General features: G+C 41.1%; 29 protein-coding genes, 5 tRNA genes and 1 pseudogene. 6 read left to right on the top strand and 29 right to left on the bottom strand.

Going from position 1 to position 26704, the window contains the following annotated elements; translation table 11 throughout:
- Positions 1–158 precede the first annotated feature (158 nt).
- From MFMK1_RS07985 to MFMK1_RS07970, 4 genes are all read right to left on the bottom strand, one after another.
- The gene (locus tag MFMK1_RS07985) at positions 159–1016 is read right to left on the bottom strand and encodes an arsenite methyltransferase (protein ID WP_366924585.1); all 858 of its coding nucleotides are present in this window, start codon (positions 1014–1016) and stop codon (positions 159–161) included.
- A gap of 90 nt (positions 1017–1106) precedes the next feature.
- Positions 1107–1661: an RNA polymerase sigma factor SigZ gene (gene sigZ, locus MFMK1_RS07980; RefSeq protein WP_366924584.1), complete on the bottom strand. Its 555-nt coding sequence runs from the start codon at positions 1659–1661 to the stop codon at positions 1107–1109.
- Positions 1662–2008: 347 nt separating this feature from the next.
- Positions 2009–2257, bottom strand: a complete 249-nt coding sequence (locus MFMK1_RS07975) for a hypothetical protein (protein ID WP_366924583.1) — start codon at positions 2255–2257, stop codon at positions 2009–2011.
- 162 nt (positions 2258–2419) lie between these two features.
- Positions 2420–3118 (bottom strand): polysaccharide deacetylase family protein, encoded by a 699-nt coding sequence (locus MFMK1_RS07970; protein WP_428846293.1) that lies wholly within the window; start codon positions 3116–3118, stop codon positions 2420–2422.
- A 284-nt stretch (positions 3119–3402) separates the two neighbouring features.
- Here MFMK1_RS07970 and MFMK1_RS07965 point away from each other — a divergent pair, with 284 nt between their 5' ends.
- Positions 3403–3846 (top strand): hypothetical protein, encoded by a 444-nt coding sequence (locus MFMK1_RS07965; protein WP_366924582.1) that lies wholly within the window; start codon positions 3403–3405, stop codon positions 3844–3846.
- A gap of 25 nt (positions 3847–3871) precedes the next feature.
- On the top strand, positions 3872–4318 hold the full coding sequence (locus MFMK1_RS07960; RefSeq protein WP_366924581.1) for a hypothetical protein: 447 nt from the start codon (positions 3872–3874) through the stop codon (positions 4316–4318).
- A gap of 182 nt (positions 4319–4500) precedes the next feature.
- Here the strand turns inward: MFMK1_RS07960 and MFMK1_RS07955 are convergent.
- Positions 4501–4865, bottom strand: a pseudogene (locus tag MFMK1_RS07955) (IS256 family transposase); the annotation flags it as partial.
- Between the two features lie 138 nt (positions 4866–5003).
- On the opposite strand from MFMK1_RS07955, the gene MFMK1_RS07950 reads away from it, so the two are divergent.
- Positions 5004–5378, top strand: coding sequence for a BlaI/MecI/CopY family transcriptional regulator (locus tag MFMK1_RS07950; protein WP_366924580.1), 375 nt, complete (start codon positions 5004–5006; stop codon positions 5376–5378).
- Between the two features lie 3 nt (positions 5379–5381).
- Positions 5382–7532: a TapB family protein gene (locus MFMK1_RS07945; RefSeq protein WP_366924904.1), complete on the top strand. Its 2151-nt coding sequence runs from the start codon at positions 5382–5384 to the stop codon at positions 7530–7532.
- A gap of 531 nt (positions 7533–8063) precedes the next feature.
- On the opposite strand, the gene MFMK1_RS07940 is transcribed toward MFMK1_RS07945, so the two are convergent.
- From MFMK1_RS07940 to MFMK1_RS07910, 7 genes are all read right to left on the bottom strand, one after another.
- The gene (locus MFMK1_RS07940) at positions 8064–8276 is read right to left on the bottom strand and encodes a hypothetical protein (protein ID WP_366924579.1); all 213 of its coding nucleotides are present in this window, start codon (positions 8274–8276) and stop codon (positions 8064–8066) included.
- A 76-nt stretch (positions 8277–8352) separates the two neighbouring features.
- Positions 8353–8919 (bottom strand): hypothetical protein, encoded by a 567-nt coding sequence (locus tag MFMK1_RS07935; protein WP_366924578.1) that lies wholly within the window; start codon positions 8917–8919, stop codon positions 8353–8355.
- A 24-nt stretch (positions 8920–8943) separates the two neighbouring features.
- On the bottom strand, positions 8944–9585 hold the full coding sequence (locus MFMK1_RS07930; RefSeq protein WP_366924577.1) for a TetR/AcrR family transcriptional regulator: 642 nt from the start codon (positions 9583–9585) through the stop codon (positions 8944–8946).
- Positions 9586–9810: 225 nt separating this feature from the next.
- Positions 9811–10191, bottom strand: coding sequence for a VOC family protein (locus MFMK1_RS07925; RefSeq protein WP_366924576.1), 381 nt, complete (start codon positions 10189–10191; stop codon positions 9811–9813).
- A 286-nt stretch (positions 10192–10477) separates the two neighbouring features.
- Positions 10478–11452, bottom strand: a complete 975-nt coding sequence (locus tag MFMK1_RS07920) for an MBL fold metallo-hydrolase (protein WP_366924575.1) — start codon at positions 11450–11452, stop codon at positions 10478–10480.
- Positions 11453–11466: 14 nt separating this feature from the next.
- On the bottom strand, positions 11467–12318 hold the full coding sequence (locus MFMK1_RS07915; RefSeq protein WP_366924574.1) for a PaaX family transcriptional regulator C-terminal domain-containing protein: 852 nt from the start codon (positions 12316–12318) through the stop codon (positions 11467–11469).
- A gap of 43 nt (positions 12319–12361) precedes the next feature.
- Positions 12362–12571, bottom strand: coding sequence for a 2TM domain-containing protein (locus tag MFMK1_RS07910; RefSeq protein ID WP_366924573.1), 210 nt, complete (start codon positions 12569–12571; stop codon positions 12362–12364).
- Between the two features lie 667 nt (positions 12572–13238).
- Between MFMK1_RS07910 and MFMK1_RS07905 the strand changes: the two genes are divergently transcribed.
- Positions 13239–13544 carry a tyrosine-type recombinase/integrase gene (locus MFMK1_RS07905; RefSeq protein WP_366924572.1) on the top strand — a complete coding sequence of 102 codons (306 nt, stop codon included), beginning with the start codon at positions 13239–13241 and terminating at the stop codon, positions 13542–13544.
- A gap of 98 nt (positions 13545–13642) precedes the next feature.
- On the opposite strand, the gene MFMK1_RS07900 is transcribed toward MFMK1_RS07905, so the two are convergent.
- From MFMK1_RS07900 to speE, 12 genes are all read right to left on the bottom strand, one after another.
- A tRNA-Leu gene (locus MFMK1_RS07900) sits at positions 13643–13731 on the bottom strand.
- Between the two features lie 398 nt (positions 13732–14129).
- Positions 14130–14204: transfer RNA gene (locus MFMK1_RS07895), tRNA-Cys, on the bottom strand.
- A gap of 244 nt (positions 14205–14448) precedes the next feature.
- Positions 14449–14589 carry a hypothetical protein gene (locus MFMK1_RS07890; protein WP_366924571.1) on the bottom strand — a complete coding sequence of 47 codons (141 nt, stop codon included), beginning with the start codon at positions 14587–14589 and terminating at the stop codon, positions 14449–14451.
- 58 nt (positions 14590–14647) lie between these two features.
- The gene (lgt, locus tag MFMK1_RS07885) at positions 14648–15496 is read right to left on the bottom strand and encodes a prolipoprotein diacylglyceryl transferase (protein ID WP_366924570.1); all 849 of its coding nucleotides are present in this window, start codon (positions 15494–15496) and stop codon (positions 14648–14650) included.
- A 61-nt stretch (positions 15497–15557) separates the two neighbouring features.
- A complete protein-coding gene (locus MFMK1_RS07880) occupies positions 15558–16004 on the bottom strand; it encodes a hypothetical protein (protein WP_366924569.1) in 447 nt (148 codons plus the stop codon).
- A 25-nt stretch (positions 16005–16029) separates the two neighbouring features.
- Positions 16030–16608 carry a hypothetical protein gene (locus tag MFMK1_RS07875; protein ID WP_366924568.1) on the bottom strand — a complete coding sequence of 193 codons (579 nt, stop codon included), beginning with the start codon at positions 16606–16608 and terminating at the stop codon, positions 16030–16032.
- Positions 16609–16987: 379 nt separating this feature from the next.
- Positions 16988–18376 (bottom strand): methyl-accepting chemotaxis protein, encoded by a 1389-nt coding sequence (locus tag MFMK1_RS07870; RefSeq protein ID WP_366924567.1) that lies wholly within the window; start codon positions 18374–18376, stop codon positions 16988–16990.
- A 232-nt stretch (positions 18377–18608) separates the two neighbouring features.
- Positions 18609–18683, bottom strand: a tRNA-Gly gene (locus tag MFMK1_RS07865).
- 5 nt (positions 18684–18688) lie between these two features.
- Positions 18689–18764, bottom strand: a tRNA-Phe gene (locus MFMK1_RS07860).
- A gap of 5 nt (positions 18765–18769) precedes the next feature.
- A tRNA-Asp gene (locus MFMK1_RS07855) sits at positions 18770–18845 on the bottom strand.
- Between the two features lie 184 nt (positions 18846–19029).
- Positions 19030–19866, bottom strand: coding sequence for an agmatinase (gene speB, locus MFMK1_RS07850; protein ID WP_366924566.1), 837 nt, complete (start codon positions 19864–19866; stop codon positions 19030–19032).
- Positions 19867–19876: 10 nt separating this feature from the next.
- The gene (gene speE / locus MFMK1_RS07845) at positions 19877–20707 is read right to left on the bottom strand and encodes a polyamine aminopropyltransferase (protein WP_366924565.1); all 831 of its coding nucleotides are present in this window, start codon (positions 20705–20707) and stop codon (positions 19877–19879) included.
- Between the two features lie 116 nt (positions 20708–20823).
- Here speE and MFMK1_RS07840 point away from each other — a divergent pair, with 116 nt between their 5' ends.
- Positions 20824–21069 carry a hypothetical protein gene (locus MFMK1_RS07840; RefSeq protein WP_366924564.1) on the top strand — a complete coding sequence of 82 codons (246 nt, stop codon included), beginning with the start codon at positions 20824–20826 and terminating at the stop codon, positions 21067–21069.
- Here the strand turns inward: MFMK1_RS07840 and MFMK1_RS07835 are convergent.
- The 5 genes from MFMK1_RS07835 to MFMK1_RS07815 form a co-directional block, all read right to left on the bottom strand.
- Positions 21005–21991 (bottom strand): ABC transporter ATP-binding protein, encoded by a 987-nt coding sequence (locus MFMK1_RS07835; protein WP_366924563.1) that lies wholly within the window; start codon positions 21989–21991, stop codon positions 21005–21007. The two genes, MFMK1_RS07840 and MFMK1_RS07835, sit on opposite strands and share 65 nt — an antisense overlap.
- Positions 21988–22986 (bottom strand): ABC transporter ATP-binding protein, encoded by a 999-nt coding sequence (locus MFMK1_RS07830; protein WP_366924562.1) that lies wholly within the window; start codon positions 22984–22986, stop codon positions 21988–21990. The genes MFMK1_RS07835 and MFMK1_RS07830 overlap by 4 nt, the downstream gene beginning before the upstream one ends.
- A gap of 15 nt (positions 22987–23001) precedes the next feature.
- Complete coding sequence (locus MFMK1_RS07825) at positions 23002–23925, bottom strand: ABC transporter permease (protein WP_366924561.1); 924 nt, start codon at positions 23923–23925, stop codon at positions 23002–23004.
- Position 23926: 1 nt separating this feature from the next.
- Positions 23927–24844: an ABC transporter permease gene (locus MFMK1_RS07820; protein WP_366924903.1), complete on the bottom strand. Its 918-nt coding sequence runs from the start codon at positions 24842–24844 to the stop codon at positions 23927–23929.
- 142 nt (positions 24845–24986) lie between these two features.
- Positions 24987–26651 (bottom strand): peptide ABC transporter substrate-binding protein, encoded by a 1665-nt coding sequence (locus MFMK1_RS07815; RefSeq protein WP_366924560.1) that lies wholly within the window; start codon positions 26649–26651, stop codon positions 24987–24989.
- Positions 26652–26704: the final 53 nt, after the last annotated feature.

The following is a 26704-nucleotide window of genomic DNA, read 5'->3' as shown; positions in this document are numbered from 1 at the left end:
TAAAATAAAAAAAATCCCAGTCTTTTTAGACCAGGGATTAGCCTTAGCGATTAAGTTTAAACCAATTGCCTGTACTCCTTATTATTACCTTCTGGGGTCTACATGCAAAGTCAAAAGCCGGCAGGCTGAGGTTGGGTAACGCATGTTTTAAAATACAACTAGCAACAACTGCCTTTTAATGTAGACGGATTACAGCAGGGCTCACCGCTCGTTACCGTACTAACCTCTTTTGTTGCCTCAATTATGTAAGAAGCAACATAATCTTCAATATTCTTATCCGGTGCCCACGACTTTACAATTTCGCCGCTGTTTTCTTTTCGGGTCATTCGGATATCACAAAAACCCGCTTTTTGCAGCATTGCTTTGATATTTTCAACATACTCTGCGCCACCAATACAACTTGCAATTAATGCCAAATCCTGTTTAATATTTTGAGGTAATTGCATTGTTGCAACAACATCCGATGTTGATAGCCTTCCACCAGGTTTAAGAACCCTGAAAGCCTCTTTAAATACCTGTTCCTTATCCAGAGAAAGGTTAATTACACAATTAGATATAATAATATCCACTGAACTATCGGCTACAGGCAGATGTTCAATCTCGCCCAATCTGAACTCTACATTTGTATACCCACTTCTCTCAGCATTTTTCCTCGCCAGCTTAATCATATCAGGTGTCATATCAACCCCAATCACATGTCCGGTTTCCCCCACCTGCCTTCTGGCAAGGAAGCAATCAAAACCGCCTCCGCTGCCAAGGTCAAGGACTACCTCCCCCTCTTTTAATGCGGCTATAGCGATGGGATTCCCGCAGCCAAGTCCCATGTTGGCTTCAGGCGGCACATTTGCAAGATCACCTTCGGCATAACCGATTTTGATAGATGTTTCACTTATATCTGCCGGAGCACCGCTACAACTACATCCACCAGCGCAGCAACCTCCTTCAGACCCTTTCTGTGCGACTTCCGCATAGTTTTTCCTGATAAAGTCTCTAATCTCTTCTTTACTTTTTGTCATACCATACCCTCCATCCAGCTATTATTCAAAGGTTCTCACCTATTAAGACGTAAGAAAAGAAAAAAGGACGCAACTTTTACGCCCATTTTTTCAGCAATATTTGCATTCACTATTTTTATGCTCATAGGCGATAATATTTCCTCTTCTATCGATTTCCAACTGACAGCAGTCTAACAACATTTCTTTTAACATTTTTCTTGCACGCTGAACCCTTGATTTTGCTCCTGATATGGAAATCCCCATTTCCTCACTTAACTCTTTTTGTGTCATGTTTTGAAATTCCGTCAGAAGTACAGCCTGTTTATATATCTCAGGTAAATTGCCTATCATTACTTTTAAGCAGGAGGCTATTTCAGGATTTGCAGATAACTCCTCTTCTTTGCTACTTTCCATATCTCCGGGGAGTTCTGTTGTTTCAATATTATTCTGATTCCTATAATAATCCGTAATAGTATTACGAGCTATTCGATATATCCAGGCATGGATTCTATTATCATTCCTCAAGCTTCCAATATTGCTGTGGATTTTTATAAAAATCTCTTGGAAAATATCCTCAGCGTCTTGGTCGTTTGCTACTCGTTTCTTAATGAACCTTTTGAGTGGTACACTGAATTCCTCCCAAATACAGTTTATACAAATACTCAACTGTAAACACCCCTTGTCTGTAAAAAAGCTTATTATAAAAATTATATCAATAAACATGGGTAAAAATATTATCCGTTTTGTTTATAATTATGCTGTTACCGATATTTGGTACCAAGGACCGCATTTATTATGTAATCCACCGCGCAGAGGTGTATCAATCTTTTCTAAGTCCGCAGTTGAAGAGCTTCTGTCCCTGAAAAAGCACCAAAAAAACCGACTTCAGTTCGGAGCCGGCTATCAAGACAACGACCTGACCTGGTAAAGGCTTGCGCCCTCGCTCCGCTCGCCCTTGGACTCCATTACCGAATTTGGCTGATAAAGCAGTCAGCAATGAACAGTTCGAAAATCTATACTGTTACGTCTTGGGTTGTAATACCCGATGCTATATGATTGCTGTTACTGTTTGCATATGCCTTAATAAAGAGCCCCAAGTTTAAAAAGTCAGTTGGTTTGTGGGGATTAGCCTCAGGATTTTTGATGATTATACCGTCATCGGCCGGTGTATTAGGTATGATATTTTCTTTACTATCCCTGATACCTTGGGTGATATTTATTACATTGTTGATGATCAATTTCAAAAAATTCGCTACCGGCACTGCATTTTAACCGCAGAAAAAGCCCGGTGCTAAAACAATAATGTAAAACAATTAAACAGAAAGGAACTTGCCACGAAAACGGGATTATTGTTCATTCTCAGACCGAGGCATACACTTCCCGTTGCACATAAGCTTCGCAAACAACTTCTTGCTGCAGGGCAACTATAATTTCTGCAACTCATTTACCGTTAAAAATTTATACCCTTTTTGGGATAGATGCTCCAATATTCCTTGAATTACTTCTAATTCATCCCCGGTGTTATCATACATTGGGTGCAGCAGAATAATAGACCCCGGTTGTACATTTTTTTCTACGTAATCTATCTTATCTGAAACAGAAGTATAATAAGTGTCGGGTTCCAGATCCCATGTAATTGTGTCCATTTGGTGTCTCTTAAGATAATATGGCAAACCAACGAGCTTTTTCCCATTAGGTGGTCGAAAATCAATTTCCCCCTTAAACCCTATTTGGCGAATTAATTGGTTGGTTTTTTCTATTTCTCGCCTAAAATAAGAAGAACTTTTGAAGATCATTCGTTTATGAGAGTACGTATGATTTCCTACTTGATGCCCTGCCCCTACTATTTTTTGTCCCTCCTCCAAGTTCCTCTCCAACTCATTTCCAATTAAGAAAAAGGTTGCCTTTGCATTATACTTATCCAGAATAGGTAATATCTGTTCCACATTCTCTGAAGGGCCGTCATCAAATGTTAATGCTACTACTTTTCGATTTGTTTCTTGGTGACTGGTTAATCCGCCGAACACCTGATAGGTTCGTGAATTCATCAGTTTATAACTGCCGAATAATGAAAGGATAAATACCATTATTACAGCACACAATATGAGTAACCCCTTTTTCACTTCAGCAACCCCACTTTTTGAATTAGTTTCTATCCGATTATATCACACTAAGTTTAGACCGGATAACCGTTGTTTTTATTGATACTGTAACCTTCCTCCCGTTTTAGCTCCAAATAATAAGTATGAAAACCTTTTAGCCGGCACTTCTTCACAGTGCGTCTGGCCATTAAAAAGGAGGGAAGTATTAATGCCCCAGTTTTCATTTATGTTTTAAAAAAAAGTAATAAAATTGGTTGCAAAACAAAAACTACAAACATGACATTGCGAAATGGGTGAAATAAATAATGAAGGATAGGTTAAGCAGGGGATTTACGGCTGGAATAACCGGCGGGATTGCAATGAATATCTTTAATTACATGTCCTACTATTGGTTTGGTCTCGCCAAAACAAGGTTTTTAGATTATGCAGCTATGTTTGTTTATGGAAAAGCTCCGACAAATTTGGCCCAGGTTATCTTTGCCCAGATTACTCAGATCGTTTTCGCAGGCTTTCTAGGGATTATTCTATCCTATGCTTTTACCTATGTAACAAGTGAGAATTATCTTTTCAAAGGATGGGTATTTGGTATAATGTGCTGGTTCTTTATTTATGCTGCCGGACTTATTTTTAATTTGCCGCTCTTAGAGAAAGTAGCACTTACTACCGCCATTTCAAATTTTATTGGATCATCCATTTATGGCATTGTTTCATCTAAAGTATTAAAACATTTAGATCTTTCAATAAGATAAAAAAGTTTCTAATGGGGGTTTAATAATGAAGGACAGGCTCATTTCTGGCGGCATCGCTGGATTAATTGCAGGAGTAATACAAAATATCTACGGGGCAGTTATTAAAGCAACAGGGATAACTGATAGATCTTTTAGCGACTTTGCAGAGGTACTAATCATGAACAAACCTGCCCAAACTCTGATAGGTACAATCGTCGGATTTATTGGTCATATTATTGTTGGCACCATGTTTGGCGTCCTGTTTTCTTACATTATCTTGTTAACCTCGCATAGGTACTTCGTACTTAAAGGATTAGGTTATGGAGCGATATTATGGTTTCTATTAATGGGGTTTGGAACTATTTTCAACCTCGCCCAATTCCAGGATATACCACCTACTCCCGCTTTAACAACATTCATAGGCGCCTTGATTTATGGTGTCACTCTGGCATATAGTTTAAGAATAATAGACAAAAATACCCGTCTACTCTAGAACATCTAGAACGCTGTACTTCTTGGGTCTTGTTAAATTTTTTTTCAAATTATAATCCTAAAACATAGTTGCTGATGAGATCTGCATTCGGTTCCGCCAAAGGAATATGTTTTCGTTACAGCAGGAACTAGGTTTCCCTTGCATATACCACTGACATTATTTTTGTTTATCCCTCTATAATAGATAAGGATATCATCAACGCCTCTGTTTTTAAGGTCATTACATACGCCCAGCCAGAACTTAGCACTTTCGTTCTCACCAACCCAAATTCCCAAAATCTCTTTGAAGCCGTCCATGGTAATCCCTAAAACGCTATAGGCTGCTTTGTTTATTATTCTGTTTTCCTTACGCACTTTGAAGTGAATTGCATCAAGATAAACAATGGGGTAAATACGGTCTAAGGGCCGGGACTGCCATTCTGTATCATCGGCATGATCTTATCGGTGATTTTGCTAACCATGGTGGGTGATACATCTATGCCGTAAATGTCCTGCATGTGATCCTCAATATCACGAGTGGACATTCCTTTGGCATACATAGTGATGATCAGGTCTTAAACCTGGAGAAAAAACTATTTCATATACGGCACATTCCGGTGGTTTTAATTTCCATTGACATGCCCTAACTACAGGTGTAGTCTAATGTTAAGCTATAAGCTACAAATGTAGTCAGGGGGAGACTGGATATGAAAGATATACCTAAAATTTCGGAAGCCGAATGGGAAGTTTTAAGAGTACTCTGGGAAAAAACACCCTGTACCGCCAGTGAAATAATTGAGGCTTTGGCTAACGATACAAAGTGGAAGCCAACCACCGTAAAAACGCTGTTGGCAAGGCTTGTAAAAAAGAATGCTGTAGGCTATCGTAATGTTGACCGTACTTATTCTTATTTTCCTTTGGTTACCAAGACTGAATGCATTAGAGTCGAAAACAAATCTTTCCTGCAAAGAGTATATGGCGGTGCGCTAAAACCAATGCTCGTCCAGTTTATTAGGGATGAAAAACTGACGGCGGATGATATTAAGGACCTCAAGCAGCTTCTTGATGAGAGGAGTGAGTAAGTGATGGTCTCCATCTTGCCTCAGGTTTTTCACTGGGTATTCCTTTCCTCAGTTAAAGGCGGTATTCTTGTAGTATTCATACTTCTAATTAAGTTCTTGTTGAGGAATAAACTGGATGCAAATTGGCATTATGCCGTTTGGTTTATTCTATTTCTACAACTGGTCGTTCCCTGGGCTCCATCCAATCCGTTAGGTATCTATAAAGCTATCCCAGCTTCTTTTATGGAAACTATTATACCTTCGGATCTAGCGCCAAGTTCAAATACTGAATTATCGCATTCAGTTTCTACACAGTCTCCGACTTCTGATAGCGAGCTAAATTCTTCAACCATAAGCAGCCCTTTACCTGCAGCTCCAGAACCTGGTTCGGCTTATACCGAGCTAAAGGTGCATACCATATGGGAACTCGGGGCATGGCTTTGGCTTGCAGGAGCAGCTTTCTTAATCGTATGGATCTTTTTAGCCGAATACATCTTCCGCAAGAAAATCATAAAGACCAAACCGGTCAGCGAGCCCCGCCTGCTTGCTGTACTTGAAGACTGCAAGCTACTTGCTGGCGTTAGCAAAACCATACCCCTAATGGAAACTGACACTTTAAAAAGTCCGGCGCTTTTTGGAGTCTTTCGGACACGATTGCTGCTTCCGACCGGTCTGGCCAATAGTTTAACATCTGAGCAGCTTGCTCACATTTTTCTACACGAACTTGTCCATTTCAAGCGTCATGATATTGCTGTTAACTGGATTGCTGCCGCTTTGCGGGTATTGCATTGGTTTAATCCTTTGATATGGTATGGCTTAAAGCGATGGCAGGATGATCAGGAAATGTCGCGCGATGCTCAAGCGGTAAAATATTTAAAACCAGAGGCTGTTAAAGATTATGGACGGACCTTGATTCGTGTGCTGGAGTTCGCCGGTTCCAATCCACCTCAGCTTATCAGTACTGTTGGAATTTCCGGAGGCAAGTCACTAAGTAAAAGGAGAATTAGGATGATCACTTTATTTAAGAAACGTTCTTTCAAATGGTCGCTGTTAGGTGCCGCTGCAATCATAGCTGTCGCCGTTATCGCCATGACATTCCCCAATTCAGGTGTTAAGGCAGCTAAGCATGATACCCCTCCGGCCAAAACTCAAAACGAATTAGCTGCATCAGCCGACAAGAAGGGAACTGACGGAAAATTACCGCAGGAAACAGCAGGACAAACTGCACAGGATTCCCTTGTCTATAGAAATACCGAATACGGTTTTAGTTTTGATTTGCCGGCAAGTTGGAAAGGTTACTCTATTATTACTGACAAATGGGAAGGGCTGGCTATAGGGGGCAATCAGACTGTTGAAACCGGTCCAATGATTTCCATCAGGCATCCTTTGTGGACTTCAGAAAACAAGCGGCAGGACATCCCCGTCATGATCTTTACTCTGGACCAGTGGAATTCGCTCCAACAGGATGAATTCCATATTGGCGCTGCACCCATCAGACCAAGTGAACTCGGCCGCAATAACGGATATGTTTTTGCTTTGCCTGCACGTTACAATTACGCCTTTCCGACAGGTTATGAGGAAGTTGATCAGATATTTAATAACAAACCTCTTAAAACTGAAAATATAACTGTTTCTAAACAAACTGCCGAATCTGAAGTCATTAACTTGGAAGATTACTTTCCTCTGAAAAAGGGCAGCAAGTGGGTCTACCAGGGCACAGGAAACGAATATGCTTCTTTTAGCAGAGAAGTTCTGTTCACCAAAGGCAGCCTCGCACAAGCCTTGGAAATTAACGGAGGCGCTGATGTAACCAAAATATATCAAGTTGCTAATGATGCTGTGATTGAAATATTTAAACAGGAAGAGCCCTCTGAGCCCGTCAATCGGCTGAACGAAAAGATTAATGAGCAAAGAATTATACTCAAATCCCCCCTGTCCATCGGCACGAAATGGAATGACGGCAACTCTCAATTAGAGATAATTGATACTGCCGCCACAATAGAAACACCGGCAGGTACGTTTATAAATTGCATTAAGGTAAAGAGTACGTCTTCAGTAGATAGTTCGGTCATGTATCAGTATTATGCAAAAGGTATTGGAATGGTCGAACAGGATTTTGTTGTCGGAGGAGAAAAAATATCTTCCAGCCTGGAATCTTATCACTTGGTTAAGTAAATAATAGATTTAGCAGACTGTAATAAAAAATAAAAGCCCGACTGTCAGGCTTCAGAGACTTGACGTTGGGCTTTTGGGAGCTAAAAGTGCACTAAGTTATCCCTACGGATTATCGAAACTATTCATTGGGAAAGGTTTTCCATGTCCCGGAAACTGTATTGATTTTTAAGCTTTTTAATTTCTCGATACTTAAATTTGCTTTCTCAGGGTCGTCGATAATAGAACTAATGGCTGGCTTACTTGTATTCGTAAACAAATCGCCACAAAAAAGATCTCCGTTGGCTGTCAGTATTCCGATTGACCCTTTTGAGTGCCCCGGAAGATAAAGAACTTTAGCATCAAGTCCATATTCGGAAAGATTATACCCTTCATCAATAGTAAAATCTGGTTTGAATTTCGTTTCTAAATAAGACGTTAACAGATTCCAAAAATCACTCCGATGGTTGTGACGATGACACGGGTCCATTTACCTTGTAAAAAGAGAATTTTTCTTTAACTGTTCCCTCTTGCTTCATTTGAAAAGTCCTCCTTCTATCGTTCACGATGTACTGACAAGAGCACCAATCCTTGTCGATGCAGGTGCCTTACCAAGCCGATGAGACCCGACTGATCAGTGCAGATTATAAACATAGTAGCAGCAGGATCTGCTTGCACTTCTGCCACCTCAAGCGGGCTTGTTGCATTAAAGGCGTCCTCATCCATCAAGCCCTTCACCTCAATATGATATATACTTATCTCGTGCATTCTCTATTACTCCTTAATCCTGGTAAAAATTCATGAAAGGTTTTTAGCTAGTCTCAATTGCCAATCAAGGCCTTCACTAAAAAAATCGTCTGAGCATGCTTATGCCCATTGCGAGTAAGAACACGATAACAGCTATAATCCAGACTCTTTGCCCAGTGGGCCATCTGAGTCTAATTCTGTTGCAAAAGTCTTGTATTGTTAGACTACGTCCTTCTTGACGTAATAAGACCGCTCCAATCGCCATTTCTGCACCGGGCCCCAGGACCATTATCGACAGAACTACCCAAGTTGGAATGCTGCCATTTGCCATGATGAACTGCTTGCCGATGGCATAAATCAAGGTAATATACCAAACAGAGGGCCAAGCGAATAGCACCAGTATCTTGTAAACCCCCAGTTGTACGCTTTCCTGAAGCGAAAGCTGTGTATGTCCTTCAAAACCCGCGATCTTCAACCAAACTGACTTTTGTAACGTTTCCCGCAAAAGCAAATTCACCAGGTATTCAATAAAATCTGCCGTAGTTTCCAACTTCCCTTCTTTTTCAGCTAGAACATATTCACAGATACTTTTAAGTTTTTCTTGCCAACTGGTAAATATATCTTTTTGTTTTGCCGGAGGCAATTCCCTAAGGACCGAACCCATAAAAATCACCCACCTCTTTGAAGGTTACTTCTTTAAAATTTCCACAAAGAAAGCAATGTGCTTTTCTATTCTTTTCATAATTACATCGGTGTCTTCATTCCACACTTCCCGTAGAAGATATTCGTCTAATAAGCCTTTGAGGCCGTAATAGTACTCAGCAGTTACCACTTCAACATCACATTCTTTTATATCTCCATTGTCCATCATTCCTCTTAATACTTTTTCGGTGTAGTCGCGGCGGAGATAATACAAATGACTCCTAGCCAAGTCGTGTGCATGTGCATTGGTGTAACTTTCCATCAAGATGATCTGCAGAATGGTATGGTATAAAGGATTATTGGTACTATAGCTAAACTTCTTCATATTCTCTTTGAAAAACAATGCAATATCACCTGACTGCACAGCTGACTCTATCTCCTCATCAGAAAAAACCACTTTACTGCTTGCTTCTTTAAAAACCTCCAATATGCTTAAAAACAAATCCTCTTTACTCTTATAGTGGTTATAAAGAGCACTTTCTTTAATGTCAACAGAACGACATAATTCTCTGATGCCAACATTGGCAAAGCCTTTAGTAGAAAAAAGATACACGGCACTATAAAAAATCCGTTCCTTCGTTGTGGCAGCATCATTAATCATTTTTTGGAATACTTCTTTTTTATTCACCTTTAGCTTAACCCTCCTTATACTAACTAACGTTCGTTAATATTATAGCGGGCTGTCATTTTATTGTCAATAAATATTTGCTGTTTCGCACATCTTTTTTTGTTCAATAAAAAAAAATAGCGCAGTAACCTATTATTTGACGGTCCCGCACTATCTTTTTTTAACTATCTCGCTGTTATTGTACTGCACAAGTTCGCTTTCATATGCATCAATCCAGTGTCTATTTCATTTATCTTCTCGCAATAAGTAATCATTTCCGTCTTGGTCTTTAAAGGAAAACATTTTTCCGTACGGCATCCTCATTAATTCGCCTACTTCAACTTCATTTTCTTTCATTTGATTAAATGCACTATCAATGTCTGTTGTGCTTAATATTACGTTGGGGTGCGAAACATTAGCTGAGGGGTTTTGGGTTTTCATTATGTTCTTATCATATAAAACAAAAGTAGTAAACTCATTTTCACTGGGGCCAACTTCTAACCATTTCATGTCCGGCCCCATTGGTTTCTCAAATTTAACCTCAAAATTTAACTTTTCCGTCCAAAATTTCTTAGCTTCCTCTTGATTATTTACAAATAAAGTTATCTTGCTAATTTTATCAATCATTTTTTGCCTCCTTGGTCTTATTTGATGTAAAAATTTACTAAGCTTGATGTAACTCGGGCATCACCATATATAAATTCTCTTTTACCATGCCAACCCCTTCCTTGAAATATTCAAGGGCGGTAAAATCCCCCGATGCGGCTACCCCTACCTTAATACAATTTTCAAATTATATTAAGATGTATCAACTTTGGCCTCAACACTTACTATTTCCCTACTGCCGTTATTTTCTCCCCACGAAGTTCCTATTTTTTTGCGGCGCCTTGAAAATAATACGAGTTAAATTTCTCTAGATTGTTATTTCTTCGCCCACTGTCACATCAACATATCTTTCCTTAAAATAATCCCTAAACGTTCTTAAAGCCCAATCACAGCTATCGTGCGCTGAAAGTCCTATAAGCTTTAAATTAGTTTTATCCAATTTGGAAATTGCTGCCTGAACCTCATCCTTACTTATTCTTTGCCAGGGAAATTTGCCAGTCCCCAAAACTTTTTGCATATTGAATTTCATTCTTGACGTTTCAACAGGGAAATGCAGTCCTCCAATTATTCCGTAAATAGGCTCTGAAAACAGTTCCTTTGTCCTTTTCATAATTCTTTCTGCTTTCTGATGGCCGCAGCCTACTATTAACACAATCCCTTTACCTTCAAGATTTATTGCTAATGCCTGCTCTGCAGTCAGCCCCATAAAGCAAAGAGCCCTATCTATAGTCCCAATGGTTGCAACTCCCTCAAACAATTTTTGAGGCTTTGTAGAAACCTTAATGTCCGCAGCCACATGAGACATCGGTTCAGGTACGAAAGCCTTAACCTTTAAGTCAATATCTTTCCTGGAGAGAGCAAAGGTGTTATTTTTCTTAGCCTGCATGCCCCCTACATGGTCCGCATGATTATGAGAAATGACAATGCTGTCAATATCGGATACTTCTACCCCCAACTTTTTCATATTATGCAACAGTGGCGAGGGGTGTTGGTTTTTGGAATTATAACCAACATCGAAAAGAATCTTTTTATCATTGGCACAGATAAGGTAAGCTACTCCAGGCTCCCCAATTAATTTCTCGTCTTTTGTATAAAAATCTATTAAAGGTAAAATTTTTAATTCCTTAACAGTGCCCAAGTCAGTAATACTTTCGAACTCGCTTTCCTGCCAAGATTTTTCTTCAAGCTTTTTGTTTTTAATGAATTTAACTATAGGTACAAGCAAGGCCAGCATAAGAACCAAGCATAAAACAGCAATTATAGTAATTAAAAGGTTAGTCAACCTAATCCCCCCATTTAATCAGATGATGTAAAGTCATTTTTCTTAATAAAATACTGTACTACTTTCTGATATAAGTAAGTCCTTAACCGTTGAAATTCTTCAACTACCCTGTCACCCTCCCAGTCTTCAAGAAATTCCTTGGGCAAAGCCGGATCGGAAACAGCAATATCGTAAAAATTCCAACCCAACTTAAACAAAAGCGCTAAACAATAACCCTCGTTCCCTCCTAAACCGTCAATTTCATTTTTTATCTCCTGCAACATTTCTAAAAACCCTAGATATTTTTTTCTAACCGATGCAACTTCGAAAACATTATCAAGAAGTTTATATCCAGAAACATCACTTTGGATTTCGGCGCCATTAAGTGCAAGGTAACGTATATTTTCTTTGGCGGTTAGAGCCTTAACGTCATCTGATACTTGGTATGGGCAAATCCAGTTGTTTCTATTAACCTCCCGCAATCCCATCTCGGTTAGTTCATCAATTACCGGTTGTCGTTCTTTATCTGACTTGTTAAAGTCTAACAAAATAATTGCAGACCATTTCCCGTCCCATGCTTGGAATCTTTTTTGATAGCGTTTAAAAAAATTGGTTATGCCGTCATTCCAAATATTAATGTTGTCGAGACCAAATTCAGTAAGTTGATAAACGACTTCATTATCTACTTTTCTATTAATCAATATCCCTGCTTTGACCATCCTGGATAAGCCCATGCGGGTCGACGTTTCATTCTTATTAAACAGCATCATAAAGTCTATTAAATGCCTTAGCTGAATTGAGTATTGATTTGTATATTCCCCATAGATGTTAAAGATAAATAAGACAATACTGGTCACACTATCTTTTTTTCGTAAAATTATTTTCACTTATTAACCACCGCCTTTGCATCTTAGTATGCTTTAAATCAGATTAAACTAGGTTACGGATATTAATGTAATGAATTGTGAGTCCCAGCCCCCAGCCAATTAGAGGAAAGACAAACCAGATAAATTCAGGAGAAAAAGTCAAGTTAATAAACGCCAGCAAGGTAATCACACAAAAATAGACCATCCTGTGAATGACAAAACCCCTTTTTTCTTCTTCCACTCTGTTTTTGTCAAACTTTTTTTCATTATTCATTTGTAACCCCTCCGTCTTATAACATTTGTTTGTTTGTATTTATTATATGTTATAACATATTGTATGTCAACTATATTCTAGTGGTATAAAAAACATCTTCAATAAGAAGATGTTGGACAAAACTAGATTTTTGTGGAATTTCGATTTTGATTTTAACTATGGCTTAATGAATTAAGCTATACGTGAAATTATGAATTTGTCTTTTCTTATTTCTCTTATGCATTACTACTCAGCTTTTTACTGTGCACTTCTTTGGTAAGATCAAACACCTTCCTACTGGGGAAGCATTTTACCTTTTTGGAGCAATAAGTCTAAAGCAAAACAATAGCCAATATTAGAAAGAAAATAGCCCGGACTCATGAAACAGCATGCCCATGGAAATTAGATATGTTTTCAGGCCCCAGATCTTCTTTAATAACAACCCCATGGCGCCTAGAATTAATAATAAGGCAGTACATGATATAATTAAGTTGTCCTCGAGCCTGAAAGCCTGAAAGGAGGAAAGAAATTAATGCGAGGACACATTAGAAAGCGATCAAAAGATTCTTATTCAATCATAATTGATTTAGGAAATGACCCTTTAACCGGGAAGAGAAAGCAGAAATGGTTTACCGTACAGGGCAACAAAAAACAAGCAGAAAAATTCTTAACTGAATAATTGAGGGAATTGGATACCGGCACTTTCATCGATGAACCAAACATTACTTTTGGGCAATATCTCAAATATTGGTTAGAAGAATGTTGTAAGCCAAATCAAACTCCTAATACTTATGAAAGCTATGAAAGAAATTTCACCAAACAACGCTCACATGCATCCTTGCTGGTTAAAAAGGGTGTCCAATCTAAACTAATATCAGAACGATTAGGTCACAGCACCATTAGTATAACGATGGATATTTATGCCCATGTTTTACAGGAAGCGGATAAAGAAACTGCTGACCAGTTTGATGCAATACTTACACAGCAAAAATAGCTCCGTAGCAAACCGTTAGCAAATCCTAAAATCCGCTGGATTCTCATAAATAAAAAAAATACCAAAGCCGTGAAACCCTTGGTATTATTGAGAAAAACTGGTGCCGAGGACCGGAATCGAACCGGTACGGGCCGCAAAGCCCGCAGGATTTTAAGTCCTGTGCGTCTGCCAGTTCCGCCACCCCGGCACATTTTATTGTGAGAACATTAAACAGTATAACAAATGCCAAAACAAAATGCAACTAGAAAAGCTACCCATATAGTGCTTTATAGAAAAGGATGTCTGAGACTATAGTATGTGTAGCTTAACCATTGTAACAAAATCAACCCTTCGATGCAATACCAATCTTTACCCGTAATAATTAATAGTCTTATGTGATTTCCATTGTAAGATTAGTTAAACTAGATATAATCCTTTTAGGAGCCATCTAAAATGATTGTCCTTCTTATTTAGAACTCCATAAAGTAGATGAAATTCGAGAAAGAATCAAGGCAGTCCATGATTTAATGAAAGCGTGCAAAAGATGTTGGATTGATGCCTTCGATTAGAGTTGCAAAAAACACCGCTTATAAGCGGTGTTTTTACTGGAGGCGACACCCGGACTCGAACCGGGGATAAAGGATTTGCAGTCCTCTGCCTTAGCCACTTGGCCATGTCGCCATATAGGCTATAAACACATTAAAAAAAATAATGTTTTGCAATGCCAACAAGTCGTGCAAAAACCATTATACATAAAAATAGTGTAAAACGCAAGTTATAAAAACTGGTAATATCAATGGTTTTGGACTGGTTTTTCTACAGCAAATTATAGTATATACACTCTTGATAAAGTAGTCAAGTAAACGTTTAGGTGCCATACTGATAACAGCCTGCTAGCCCACTTAAATACCGCCGCTAAAGTCATTTAGGTCCCCACGACAATATACTCCAATATCATAGCGTATTCATCCCCTTTTAGGGCCGGTGGATGACTTCTGTAAGCTAAAAAGAATAATAAAGCAAAAATACAAACCACCAAAACAGTAAGTACCAATCCCCTTTTCAAAATGATCCCTCCTTCCCCCATATTCTGCAAAAGACTTAACTAACCCCTCCTTCCCCCTTTAGTAAGCTCCGTAGTAAACAATAATTGATACCACTGCGCCGGCGACCACCGAGCCCAGCTCCAGCCAAAAACGGTCTTGGCTCTTTGAGGGTTGCTTCTTCTTTGACGGTTGCTTCTTATCTTTTTTATAAGGGATTTCCTTGAGCCTAATTTTTAGTAATAAGGCCGCCACAATAAATCCTGCGGTTAACATGTGGGCTACTGAAAAACCGAATACTTGGGGATTTACCCTAAATAATTCCACCACACCCCGGATTACCGGAAATGCCCATAAATAGGTAGTAAAGAGCGGACCATCGTATTGCAGATTTCTACGCTTTCGCCACAAAATAAAAAATAATAAGAAATTTAGTAAGGATTCATATATCTGAACAGGGTGGAGTAGCTGGCCATTAAGAGAAACACCCCAAAACCAATTCCCTGCCATCGGCTTACCAAAAACATCACAGCCAACACGACCAATTGCCTGACCCAAAATTAGGGCAGGGGTTAAAGTATCAGCCGTTTTCCAAAAGGGCAGCCCTTTCTTACGAACAAAAAATGCACCTACAATTAGTCCACCCAAAATTCCACCGTGAATAGATAAGCCACCTTCATAAATCTTAAAAACAGCAAGGGGATTAGCCAGATAGTACTGTGGGCTATAAAAGAGAATGTATGCCACTCTGGCTCCCAGTAACCCGCCTAGAGCAGAGTACAGGACAAGTTCCTGAATCTGTTCTGTATTAAGACCCCGCCGTTTTGCTTCTTTCACAGCTAACCAAAGGCCGAATAAAATACCCAAAGCTATAGTTACACCAAATAATTTCACCTCAAAATGACTTACCTGAAAAAGGGTTTTACTCATGCACTTCACCACTTCCCATGATATATACCACTAACTATCGGCTCGTGTTAGCAATACTGCTCTATATTAACTCTTCTAACTTTGCTTCTACCTTTGACAAGCGCCGGTTATACTCATCTTTCAGTTTTTGATAAGTTTCCTCGTTTAACTGACTCTTTCCCCGCTGTTCTTCCAACTGCTGAATCATTTTCATCAAGCTCTTCTGCCTGGTCACCAGATGATGAAAGATCTCCTCTTCTTTACCTCCTGGGTCATCCCCTTCTTTAGCCTTTTGTTTATGTTTATAAAGTAAAAATCCAACGGCACATAAAGGTATTATTATAAACAAAAATACAAATAGATGCGCATCGATGCCTGATAAGGCCGAATCTCCCCAAAAACGAACATGCCCGACATTATGAAACTCTGGGCTTTTCTTTGTAACTCCCACAGTGGACAAAGCAGGTGCTGCCGGAAGCAAAGTAAAAATGAAAATAAATATTGCCACTTTTAGTAATTTGTCTTTCATAGACCTCACTCCAAACTTAATATTCTTAAAGAAATTCAACGGTTTGGGAAATGAATTCCCTTACATTACCCGGTTTAGCCTGAACGGAGATCCAAATGACATCGTCACCTCGCTGATAAAATAGGTGGGATTGACCCATACCTAAAACTGAATGATAAAGAGTATTTCCTACAGGAGCATGTTGATGGTCAGTAAAAACTTCACTGATTTCCATCTTTATGTGCATCGCATTAACTTGCTCTTTTGCCTCCTTTTTATTAGGAGCAACCGAGGCCCAAATTGTTACCTGTTCAAAATCACTGGCATAGTTAGCCACAAATGCTCCAGCAAGTTCCATTGTGGTTCCGTGCAGCTTATAGACATTTTGTTTTGCTTCTTCACCCTCCAGCAACTGCACCAGCTTTAGTGCCCCTAGTTTTTGGGGGAATAATTCTTTGTTAATATCTTTTTCTTTCAATGTCTTGGGTAAAAAAGTTGCATCTTCCGTTCCCTTTTCTAGCTCAGGAATTTTTTGAAGCGGTACCCAAAACAAGAGACCAATTACTAGCCCAATCCCCAAAATTACTGCTAAAAAAGTTAATAACTTCTTGCTCTGTTTACTCATAGGGGTTTTCCTTTCTGCGTCTTATACGCTTCTTTTAGTCTAGGTCTAGGCCAATCAATGCAGACCTTACGGTATTACGAATTGTGGGCCACCCCCTAGAAAACTAACGCTTAACCTACTACCATTAGTAGTAACAGTAGATAAACAATACCAATAAATTACCTGTAACAGACTTCTCCCGGAGAAATCACCCTACCCCTCAGGGGTAAGGGTACGTTGTTAGTTTACCATTTAAAATTTTTGTATTCAATAGTTTTTTAATCAAATGTGTTAAATTTAATATTTGGCATCCTCTACACTTCTCGGACATAAGATAAAACACCGCCAAGAAATTGCCTGCGGTGTTGTATCCAACTTGCTACCCTTTTGGGCACTTTTTTTATAACATCGCTTTCATTTCATCCAAGCTGCGAAGTATGTTATCTGAGCATTTATCCATCTCTTCCAAAGCCTTTTCCGCAGTTTTAATATCCCTACCTTTATATGCCAGGGATGCCTCTTTAGCTAACTTATGGAGTTCTGCATGAGGCCCTTCCATTTCTTTATATAACTGCGTTTTCTTAAATTGATCTGCTTCCTCACTATAATACCACTTTCCTAAACGGCAGTCATGGTGAGTACCAATCTTGTCAGTATCCACTGTTTCATATCCTAGAATCATGTTATATATACGCCAACGCCACATTAGATGATCTGTCTTGCATACATCTAATAAATCCTTCGTGCTTAATTGTGCGCCATCGTTAAGAATATTAAGTTTTAGACCATTACACAATTTACTAACCTCAAAAATCGCTCTACCTGTTTGGTCAGCTTCATTGAGAAGTCTTTCTGCAAAGCCCGAGACCTTATTAATGTCTTCTGTAAAGTTTTCACTCACTGCGTTTTGCTCCTGAGCATTAGCTGAAATTTGAGTAACTGCGCCACTTACTTCCCTAACTTCTGCTGTGATAGATTTTATTGATTGAAGCGCCTCATCCACTAGCATTTTACCATCATTAAGTCTATCTGAAGTTTCCTTAGTCTTTGTGCCGGAATTCTGTATTTCCTTTTCCAGCTGGCTGATGTTCTCTTGAATATCCGCAACAGATTGCTTGGTATTTTCAGCGAGATTTCTTACCTCTTCCGCCACCACCGCGAAGCCCCTACCTTGTTCACCTGCTCGCGCAGCTTCTATGGCCGCATTTAATGCCAATAGATTAGTCTGATCTGCAATTTCTTTGACGATATCGACAATGGCATTTATCTGATAGGTTTTATCCATTACTACTTCCATTTGTTTGTTAACCGTTTCAATTTCACTAAAGGCATTCTCCACAAAGTTAAATGCTTGAGTAATGTTTTCTTCACCCTCCATCGATACACGGTCTGCTGCGTCGGCACTGCTAGCCACCGATTGGGCATGGCCAGCTATTTCGTTGATGGACGCTGCCATTTCTTCACTGGATGCTGCCATTTCTTCAAATGACCGCGTCTGCTCTCGGATATCATTAATTAGGTCTTTCGCAAAATCCATTCGGGTTAAGTCTAAAAGCACGTCATTAACTTTACCCAAATGAAGGACGCATTTGCCGCGGTTATTGCATAGTGAATCAATCATTTGGTTCCAAGCTTGTGCAACTTCTCGCGATCCAAATTCTTCTTCCGTGACGTAAGCACTTTCGCCATTCTCTAATTTCTTAATGGCTTTTAAAATAGCTTCCTCGGGCAATGCATTTTTTTCTTTTCTTACATTGTTTTTACTACCTAACGTAAAAATATTCCCCATTTAATACTCACCCCTTGTTTGTTAAATTTATCACAACCAATCCCTTGGTTTTTTCGACAAATAATAACAAATACCTCTAAATTATGCATAATTTTCCGTCTGTGCCTACGCAGAAAATAGTAGGCTTTTTTGCACTTGTTGACCTTTATCACTTTATCCCTTGCAGTAAAAAAAATAAGGATTGAAACAATTAAGTTTCAATCCTTATTGGTATCAGCTCGTTATAAAAAATTGGAGCGGGTGAAGGGATTCGGACCCTCGACTTCGACCTTGGCAAGGTCGCACTCTACCACTGAGTTACACCCGCAAAAATGGTGCCTCGGGGCGGAATCGAACCACCGACACGAGGATTTTCAGTCCTCTGCTCTACCGACTGAGCTACCGAGGCAGATATGGCGGAGCTGACGGGGGTCGAACCCGCGATCTCCGGCGTGACAGGCCGGCATGTTAGCCTCTACACCACAGCTCCATACTCTGCAATTTCTATTTTGTTTTTTCCAGCGACAAAATCTAGTATACACAATTTAAGGCAAATTGTCAAAAGAAATCTTTGGTAACATTGCCCTCACAAGCGCAAAGCTATTATAACATGATGAGGTTGGACGGGTCAATTATAAAAATAAAAGGTTATACCATCAATCTTTACCAAATCACTATGCGAACAACAAAAGCAGTTCCCGGATAATTTTAGCACCGGCGAGAGCCGTGCGCCAGGTCTCATCGCCAAATGGTGAAACTTCCACTAGGTCCATGCCTACTACCCGCTGCCCTTTCAGCAAATAAATGCTTTCGAATAATTCCCTACTGCAAATACCGCCAGGTTCGGGCGTGCCGGTACCCGGAGCAAAGGCGGGGTCCAATACATCAATATCTATGGTCAGATAGACAGGGCGCCCCTTAATTGTCGGCAACACTTCGGCCAGGGCATCCTTCACTGTTTTATAATAGAGGTTAGTGTTGTCACGAGCATAGGCAAACTCTTCTTTTGTACCTGAGCGGATACCAAATTGATAGACATTCTGCCCGCCGATGAGCTCGCTTACCTTTCTGATGACCGTTGCGTGGGATTGACTTTCTCCGAGGTAATCTGTACGCAGGTCGGCATGAGCATCAAAATGGAGTACCACAAGGTCCTGATATTTATTATAAACTGCCTCCACGGCGGGAAAGCTGACCAGATGTTCTCCGCCCAACAAGAAAGGCATCTGCCCCTCCTTTAAGATATCTCGAATTGCTCCGCCAATAATGTCTAAACTTCGGCTTACATTACCAAAGGGCAGCTCAAGGTCGCCACTGTCGAAAAACTTAGTTTCTACTAATTCCCGGCCCAAATCGTGACTATACTCTTCGAGCCCGTCGGAAACATTGCGCATCTGCTGCGGTCCGAGCCGGGTGCCGGGGCGAAAACTAACTGTAAAATCCATCGGTGCCCCGATCAACACTACCTTTGCTCCTAAGGCTTTATCTATACTCCCCATAAACAACGTCATAACTAACCTCCTATGGCATCAATTCCTTGACAAAAGGCGGCAGTACCAGGGCACTAAAGTGAACATCCCGGGAATAGTATTTGGTATCAAGCTCGGCAATACTCTCCCTTTCCACTTTCTCTGGATCATATTTCTTGCTGCCCAGAGAAAAAGTCCACAATCCCCCTGGGTAAGTAGGTACATTTGCCAATATTAGTTTATTTATAGCAAAAATGTCCGCTAGGTCCTTTTGGATTCCTTTAATAAGGTCCTTATTAAAAAAGGGAGATTCTGTTTGCGCTACAAAAATTCCATCCGGTGTCAGTGCTTTATGTATCTGGCGATAGAATTCACCGGAAAACAGCCCAACTGCCGGCCCCACCGGGTCAGTTGAATCCACAATGATTACATCATATGTATTTTCATTGTCCTGCACGTGTTTAATACCGTCGTCAATGATTACTCTGACTTTAGGATTATCTAAGCCAACGGATATCTCCGGTAAATATTTTTTTGCTGTTTCCACTACCTGACCGTCTATCTCCACCAGCACCGCTTCTTTTACCTTAGGATGCTTGGCAATTTCTCTAATGGTGCCGCCGTCGCCGCCACCAATTACCAGCACTTTTTCGGGATTAGGATGGGTATTTAAAGCGACCATGGAAATCATTTCGTGATAGACAAATTCGTCCTCAATAGTTGTTTGAATGACCCCATCCAGCAGCAGCATCCTGCCAAATGTCTCAGTATCAATTACTGCCAACTCCTGATAGTCTGTTTTCTCCCAGTGCAGAGTTTTTTTAGTTAAACAAGATATCTCAAGCCCTGGGTTTTGCCTTTCGGTAAACCAGAGTCCTTTCATGATTCATCCCTCCAAATATTTCTTACACAATTCATGAAATATTATATCAGAATTAGGCACAAAATAAACAAATAAATCAAATTAGAAAAAGTGAATAAAATTTAGGAGGTCATCTTATGGATAATAAACGAGATAAACGCGATGAAAATGAAGAGTTGGCAGAAGAATTAATGGCACGCGCGGGAAGCATCAACCCCAATATGAAGTCTTCCGCACATTTAGCATTAGACCGGTTTAGATTGGCCATGAGTCTTAATCCGGCGGATACAAAAGAAGCGGAAGAGCTGCGAAACCGCCTCACCGAAGAAGAAGGTTACCCGGGAAATGACAAGCCACTAGGTGACCGCCGCCGGCATCCTTAAGGGCCGGCGTTTTGTTTTTACAGATGTCTTTAGCGATCGGACAGCGATTGACAAAGCTGCATCCTGACGCAGGGGAAATGACACTGGTCATTTCCCCTGCCAGCCGCTGTCTCTGCTTGGCTGCCGCCCTGTCGGGGTCGGGAATGGGTATAGCGGATAATAAGGCCTTAGTATAAGGGTGCAGTGGATTACTATACAGTTCATCGTTTGCCGCCAATTCTATCATTCGCCCCAAATACATTACTGCTACTCTGCTGCTGATGTGCTTGACCATTGCCAGGTCGTGGGCAATGAAAAGATATGTCAATCCCAGCTCCTGCTGTAGTTTTTCAAGCAGATTCACCACCTGGGCCTGAATTGATACATCCAACCCAGAAATGGGCTCGTCACAAATGATAAATTTCGGTTCCACAGCGAGCGCCCGGGCGATACCAATACGCTGCCTCTGCCCGCCGCTAAATTCATGCGGAAATCTGGAAGCATGTTCGCGGTTTAACCCCACCATTTCCAATAAATGATGTATGCGTTTGGTACGCTCTTTGCCTTGAGCCAATTTGTGAATATCCAAAGCCTCACCAATAATATCACTAACGGTCATCCTGGGGTTAAGAGCAGCATAGGGGTCCTGAAAAATCATCTGCATACTGCGGTTAAGACTTGCCGCTTCTTTGCCCTTCATGTCGAAAATATTTTTCCCTTTATAAAGCACTTTGCCGTCGGTAGGCTGATATAATCTGATAATAGTCCGGCCCACTGTAGTTTTACCGCATCCACTCTCGCCTACCAGCCCTAGAGTCTCTCCCTTCACTATATTAAAGGAAACCCCGTCAACGGCTCTCAAATAGCTTTTTGGCGCCAACATTCCCTTAGACACCGGAAAGTACTTTTTAAGATTTCTTACTTTAATTAGTGCTTCGGTCATGATACCACCCCTTTGGCTCTAGGGTCTAACAACCAACAAGCCGCAGAATGGCCGTCCCGAATATTAAACATTTCCGGCTGATGCTGCTGACATACCTGCATTGCCTTCTCACACCGGGGACTAAAGGCACAACCCTTGGGCGGGCTGATTAAATCCGGCGGCTGACCATTAATAGGCACCAAGTTGGATTTGGCCTCGTTATCCATCCGCGGTACCGACTTGAGCAGTCCCCAACTGTAGGGGTGCTGGGAGTGATAGAAAATATCACGGATATTTCCTTCTTCTACCACCTTCCCGGCATACATAACCAGCACCCGGTCACAGACCTCTGCCACAACTCCTAAATCATGGGTAATGAGGACAATTGCCGTATCTAGTTTCTTTTGTAAATCCTTCATCAAATCCAATATCTGTGCTTGGATGGTAACATCCAGCGCCGTGGTCGGCTCATCCGCGATCAAAAGCTTCGGTTCACACGCCAAGGCAATGGCAATCATGACCCGCTGTCGCATGCCGCCGCTTAATTGGTAGGGGTATTGAGTGATGCACTTTTCCGGATTGGGGATACCAACCAAGCCCAGTAGTTCCAAAGTTCTCTTACGTGCTTTATCCGCGTTCATTTTTTGATGCAGTTGAAGTCCCTCAACAATTTGTCTGCCGATGCCCATGGTTGGGTTTAAAGATGTCATGGGATCTTGAAAAATCATACTGATATCGTTACCCCGAATTTTTTGCATGGCCCGTTCAGTCTTGGTGGCTATCTCAACACCAGCAAAGTTGATGGAGCCACAGACAATCCTACCCGGAGGTGAAGGGATTAACTTCATAATTGATTGCGCAGTAACACTCTTACCGCAGCCGGATTCTCCTACAATACCCAGCGTATCCCCTTTATTAAGATGCAGATTAACGCCGCGTACCGCTTTTACCTCACCTGCATGGGTGAAGAATGATACTTTCAAATCATCTATTTTGAGAAGCTGTCCTGGGTCCATCAACTTCACCTCCTGTTACTTACGCATGCGTGGGTCAGAAACGTCACGTAGTCCATCTCCAAGCAAGTTAAATGCCAGCATGGTTAAACTGATAAAAAATGCCGGGAAAAGCAGCTGCCAAGGAAATGACCTGATAGCTTGAATGCCATCGTTGGCCAAATAGCCCCAACTGGCCTTAGGTACACCGACGCCCAATCCCAAGAAGCTCAAAAAAGCTTCGGTGAAGATGGCTTCTGGAATGGTAAGTGTCATCATGACGATAATCGGACCCATGCTATTTGGAATTAGGTGTCTCAAAATAATTCTAGCGGCACTGCCACCCAAGGTTTTCGCAGCCAGCACGAATTCCTCTTGTTTAAGCTTGAGCACCTGACCGCGCACTATCCTGGCCGTGCCCATCCAGTAAACCGCCCCCAAAGCAATGATAATAGTCTTTAAGCCCGGCTCCATGATTAACATTAATAAAATTACGTACAACAAAAAAGGGACACCATAAAATATCTCCACAATTCGCATCATGATATCGTCCACCCGACCGCCGAAGTAACCGGAAATACTGCCGTAGATAGTCCCCACCAGAATACTGCTAACACTGGTAATAAAACCAATCATCAAAGATATCCTGGCACCATACCAAACCCGGGTAAAAAGGTCTCTGCCTAAAGAATCAGTCCCAAACCAGTATTCACTGCTGGGCGCTTCATTGGCATTGGCTAATACCTGTTCAGAATAAGACCATTTGTTCAAATGCGGCCCTATTATGGCCATCGTTATTAATAATAAGATAATGATTAACCCTGCTATCGCCGCCTTATTCTGTTTTAACCGCTGCCACGCATCTGCCCGGTAGGACACACTCGGCCGAACAATCACTTCAGCATCACCCGTACTGCTCTTTACGGGTTGAAATAACTCTGCGGAAATGCTTTTTTGTGTCATCCTACTCACCCTTTCTATCCGACAGTTTAATGCGGGGGTCAATCACAGCATAAGCAATATCCACTATCATGTTCATAAAAATCAGCAGTGTGCTGTAGAAAATGGTTACCCCTAATATCACCGGATAATCCCTATTACTGATACTCATGACGAACCATTTGCCCAAACCTGGTATAGCGAAAATATTTTCTACTATAAAACTGCCGGTAACAATTCCGGCAACAGCGGGTCCCAGATAGGTAACAACCGGTAATATTGCGTTTCTCAACGCATGACGATAAACTATCACCCGGGTTGCCAAACCCTTGGCTCTGGCAGTTTTAATATAATCCTGGTTTAATACCTCCAGCATACTAGAACGCATCAAACGAGCGATTACCGCCGTAGGTAATCCGGCAAGGGCAATCACCGGAAGCACCATAGACTCAGGCCCTTCCCACAACGCCGGAGGAAACCAACGCAGTTTCTCCGCAAAGACATACATCGCCAAACCGGCAACGATAAAACTAGGCACTGATACACCAATAGTCGCTATTAGCATAGCACCGTAATCCTGCCATTTATTATGATTTAAGGCAGCAATAACCCCCAGCAATATGCCAATGCCGAGGGCCAACAGTATCACTATAGCCCCTATGGCCGCTGACACCGGAAATCCGTCACGAATAATGTCATTTACAGTTCTGGTCTCGTACCTAAACGAAGGCCCTAAATCTCCTTTTACGATATTCTGCAAATAATCTGTGTACTGCACCCATAGAGGGTCATCTAGATGATACCGTGCATTAATATTCTTCATAATGGTGTTAGGCAGCTTCCTTTCGGAGTCAAACGGTCCACCGGGAATAGAATGCATTAGGAAAAACGTGACGGTAATGATAACCAGCACAGCAACTAAAGCTGAACTAAACTTTCTCATCAGATAACTCACGTTCCATTCACTCCCTAAAACGTTTCTCCACTACCTGCCTTATAAAAATTGAGGTATATGCAGCCCAAAAGACCACATACACCCCATACCCATAACAGCAATTCTTTGCTTAATGCCATTCTAAAATTTATTACTTCTCAACATACGCCCATTTGAAGTCCATATTAGGGCCAAAATCGGGCACTACTACATCCTTTACGTAATCCTTCATTATATATGGGTTAGTGTAGAAATATATGGGCATAAGCGGCATAGCTTCCATCAAAATATCTTCTGCTTCATGCATGGCCTGCATTCTTACTGCCTGGTCATTAGTACTGTTAGCTTTGGCAATCGACTGGTCATAGCGCTCGTCACTCCAGCCGGTGTCATTATTACCGCCGTCCTTAATATACATATCTAAAAATGTCATCGGGTCAGCATAATCAGCACCCCATCCGGCAGCAGCTACTAGATAATCCAGTTCGGCACGGGCCTTCAGGTAGGAACCCCATTCCTGGGATATGACTTTTACACCCTCAATGCCAAGATTCTGCTTCCACATTTCTTGAATTGCTTGAGCAATATTTAAGTATAATTCCCTGTCAGTGTTCAAGATTTCGAATTCGGGGAACCCTTCGCCATTGGGGTAGCCTGCTTCAGCTAAAAGTTCCTGGGCTTTTTCCAAGTTTTCTGCAAAATAGTCGTTACCGCCTTCTTCCCGGAAGTCTTTAGACTTATCAGCATCGTCTAAACCAAAAGGAACATAAGCAAAAGCCGGAATTTGACCTGCTTTGGCAATGTTCTCCACAATTGCTTCACGATCGATAGCCATAGTCAGCGCCTTTCTTACCCGTACATCATCAAAAGGCTTAGCAGTTGTATTAAAGACATAGTAGTATGTAGACAGGTCCCCACCGATTGTTAATCCGTAATTAGCATCTGCTTTTAACCTGTCCATTTCTTCATTAGGCGGATTGTCACCGACATCAATATCTCCGGTTTCAAACATCGCCAACTCCGTAGACTCTGAAGACACCAGAGTCATCACCAATTCATCCAGTCTCACACTATCCTTATCCCAGTAGGTTTCATTTTTCTCAAAAACAATCTTTTGGTCATGCTCCCACACAGTCATCTTAAAGGGGCCATTGTTCACATAAGTCTCAGGCTCTGCATGCCAATCGGGATTAGCTGTCGCAGTTGCCTTATGCACCGGGAAATATGCCGGGAATGCAGTCAATCCTAGAAATTGTGGTGCCGGCGCTGCCAAGGTTACTTCTAGGGTCTTCGCATCTACTGCCTCAACACCTATTTGGTCCGGACTGGTCACGGAAGTATCTTCGAAATCGTTATAAGCAGCAGCGTTTTTCAAGTAATATAATTCATAGGCATAGTCAGCAGCAAATTCAGGGTCAAGAATCTGGCGCCATGCAAATTCAAAATCTTCAGCCGTTACCGGGTCTCCATTGCTCCACTTGGCATCTTCCCTGATTTTAAAAGTGTAAACTGTGCCATCGGGAGAAATGTCCCAATCTTTGGCCATAGCCGGCTCTAATTCACCGTCCATATTATAACGGGTCAAACCCTCCATCATTGCATTAATAGCGGTCATATCAGGATTACCGGTTACTTTACCCGGGTCTAGCGTTTCGGGTTCGCTGCCTAAATTATAGGTGATCTTCTGTTTTACTTCTTCTTTACCCGCGTTATCGCTACCCTTGCCTTCATTCTTCGGAGCGCCGCAGCCAGCCAATGCAAATACTACCACCAATGTCAATGCAACAACAAATAATAATTTGCTTTTTCTTAACAAATTTTCCTGACCCCCTTGAAGTATTATGTCGTTTTACCATGCCAGGCGAGCCA

Origin of the sequence: Metallumcola ferriviriculae, from assembly GCF_035573695.1 — a bacterium.
Taxonomy (GTDB): domain Bacteria; phylum Bacillota; class JADQBR01; order JADQBR01; family JADQBR01; genus Metallumcola; species Metallumcola ferriviriculae.
The sequence above is the reverse complement of the archived record's forward strand: the minus strand, read 5'-3'. Positions and strand labels throughout refer to the sequence as shown.

What these genes read in the sequence shown, in the direction of transcription:
- MFMK1_RS07985 (WP_366924585.1), bottom strand. Translation starts at nt 1,016, where the DNA reads ATGACAAAAAGTAAAGAAGAGATTAGAGACTTTATCAGGAAAAACTAT.
- MFMK1_RS07965 (WP_366924582.1), top strand. Translation starts at nt 3,403, where the DNA reads ATGAAGGATAGGTTAAGCAGGGGATTTACGGCTGGAATAACCGGCGGG.
- MFMK1_RS07960 (WP_366924581.1), top strand. Translation starts at nt 3,872, where the DNA reads ATGAAGGACAGGCTCATTTCTGGCGGCATCGCTGGATTAATTGCAGGA.
- MFMK1_RS07950 (WP_366924580.1), top strand. Translation starts at nt 5,004, where the DNA reads ATGAAAGATATACCTAAAATTTCGGAAGCCGAATGGGAAGTTTTAAGA.
- MFMK1_RS07945 (WP_366924904.1), top strand. Translation starts at nt 5,382, where the DNA reads ATGGTCTCCATCTTGCCTCAGGTTTTTCACTGGGTATTCCTTTCCTCA.
- MFMK1_RS07940 (WP_366924579.1), bottom strand. Translation starts at nt 8,276, where the DNA reads ATGCACGAGATAAGTATATATCATATTGAGGTGAAGGGCTTGATGGAT.
- MFMK1_RS07935 (WP_366924578.1), bottom strand. Translation starts at nt 8,919, where the DNA reads ATGGGTTCGGTCCTTAGGGAATTGCCTCCGGCAAAACAAAAAGATATA.
- MFMK1_RS07925 (WP_366924576.1), bottom strand. Translation starts at nt 10,191, where the DNA reads ATGATTGATAAAATTAGCAAGATAACTTTATTTGTAAATAATCAAGAG.
- MFMK1_RS07910 (WP_366924573.1), bottom strand. Translation starts at nt 12,571, where the DNA reads ATGAATAATGAAAAAAAGTTTGACAAAAACAGAGTGGAAGAAGAAAAA.
- lgt (WP_366924570.1), bottom strand. Translation starts at nt 15,496, where the DNA reads ATGAGTAAAACCCTTTTTCAGGTAAGTCATTTTGAGGTGAAATTATTT.
- MFMK1_RS07880 (WP_366924569.1), bottom strand. Translation starts at nt 16,004, where the DNA reads ATGAAAGACAAATTACTAAAAGTGGCAATATTTATTTTCATTTTTACT.
- MFMK1_RS07875 (WP_366924568.1), bottom strand. Translation starts at nt 16,608, where the DNA reads ATGAGTAAACAGAGCAAGAAGTTATTAACTTTTTTAGCAGTAATTTTG.
- MFMK1_RS07870 (WP_366924567.1), bottom strand. Translation starts at nt 18,376, where the DNA reads ATGGGGAATATTTTTACGTTAGGTAGTAAAAACAATGTAAGAAAAGAA.
- speB (WP_366924566.1), bottom strand. Translation starts at nt 19,866, where the DNA reads ATGACGTTGTTTATGGGGAGTATAGATAAAGCCTTAGGAGCAAAGGTA.
- speE (WP_366924565.1), bottom strand. Translation starts at nt 20,707, where the DNA reads ATGAAAGGACTCTGGTTTACCGAAAGGCAAAACCCAGGGCTTGAGATA.
- MFMK1_RS07840 (WP_366924564.1), top strand. Translation starts at nt 20,824, where the DNA reads ATGGATAATAAACGAGATAAACGCGATGAAAATGAAGAGTTGGCAGAA.
- MFMK1_RS07835 (WP_366924563.1), bottom strand. Translation starts at nt 21,991, where the DNA reads ATGACCGAAGCACTAATTAAAGTAAGAAATCTTAAAAAGTACTTTCCG.
- MFMK1_RS07830 (WP_366924562.1), bottom strand. Translation starts at nt 22,986, where the DNA reads ATGGACCCAGGACAGCTTCTCAAAATAGATGATTTGAAAGTATCATTC.
- MFMK1_RS07825 (WP_366924561.1), bottom strand. Translation starts at nt 23,925, where the DNA reads ATGACACAAAAAAGCATTTCCGCAGAGTTATTTCAACCCGTAAAGAGC.
- MFMK1_RS07820 (WP_366924903.1), bottom strand. Translation starts at nt 24,844, where the DNA reads ATGAGAAAGTTTAGTTCAGCTTTAGTTGCTGTGCTGGTTATCATTACC.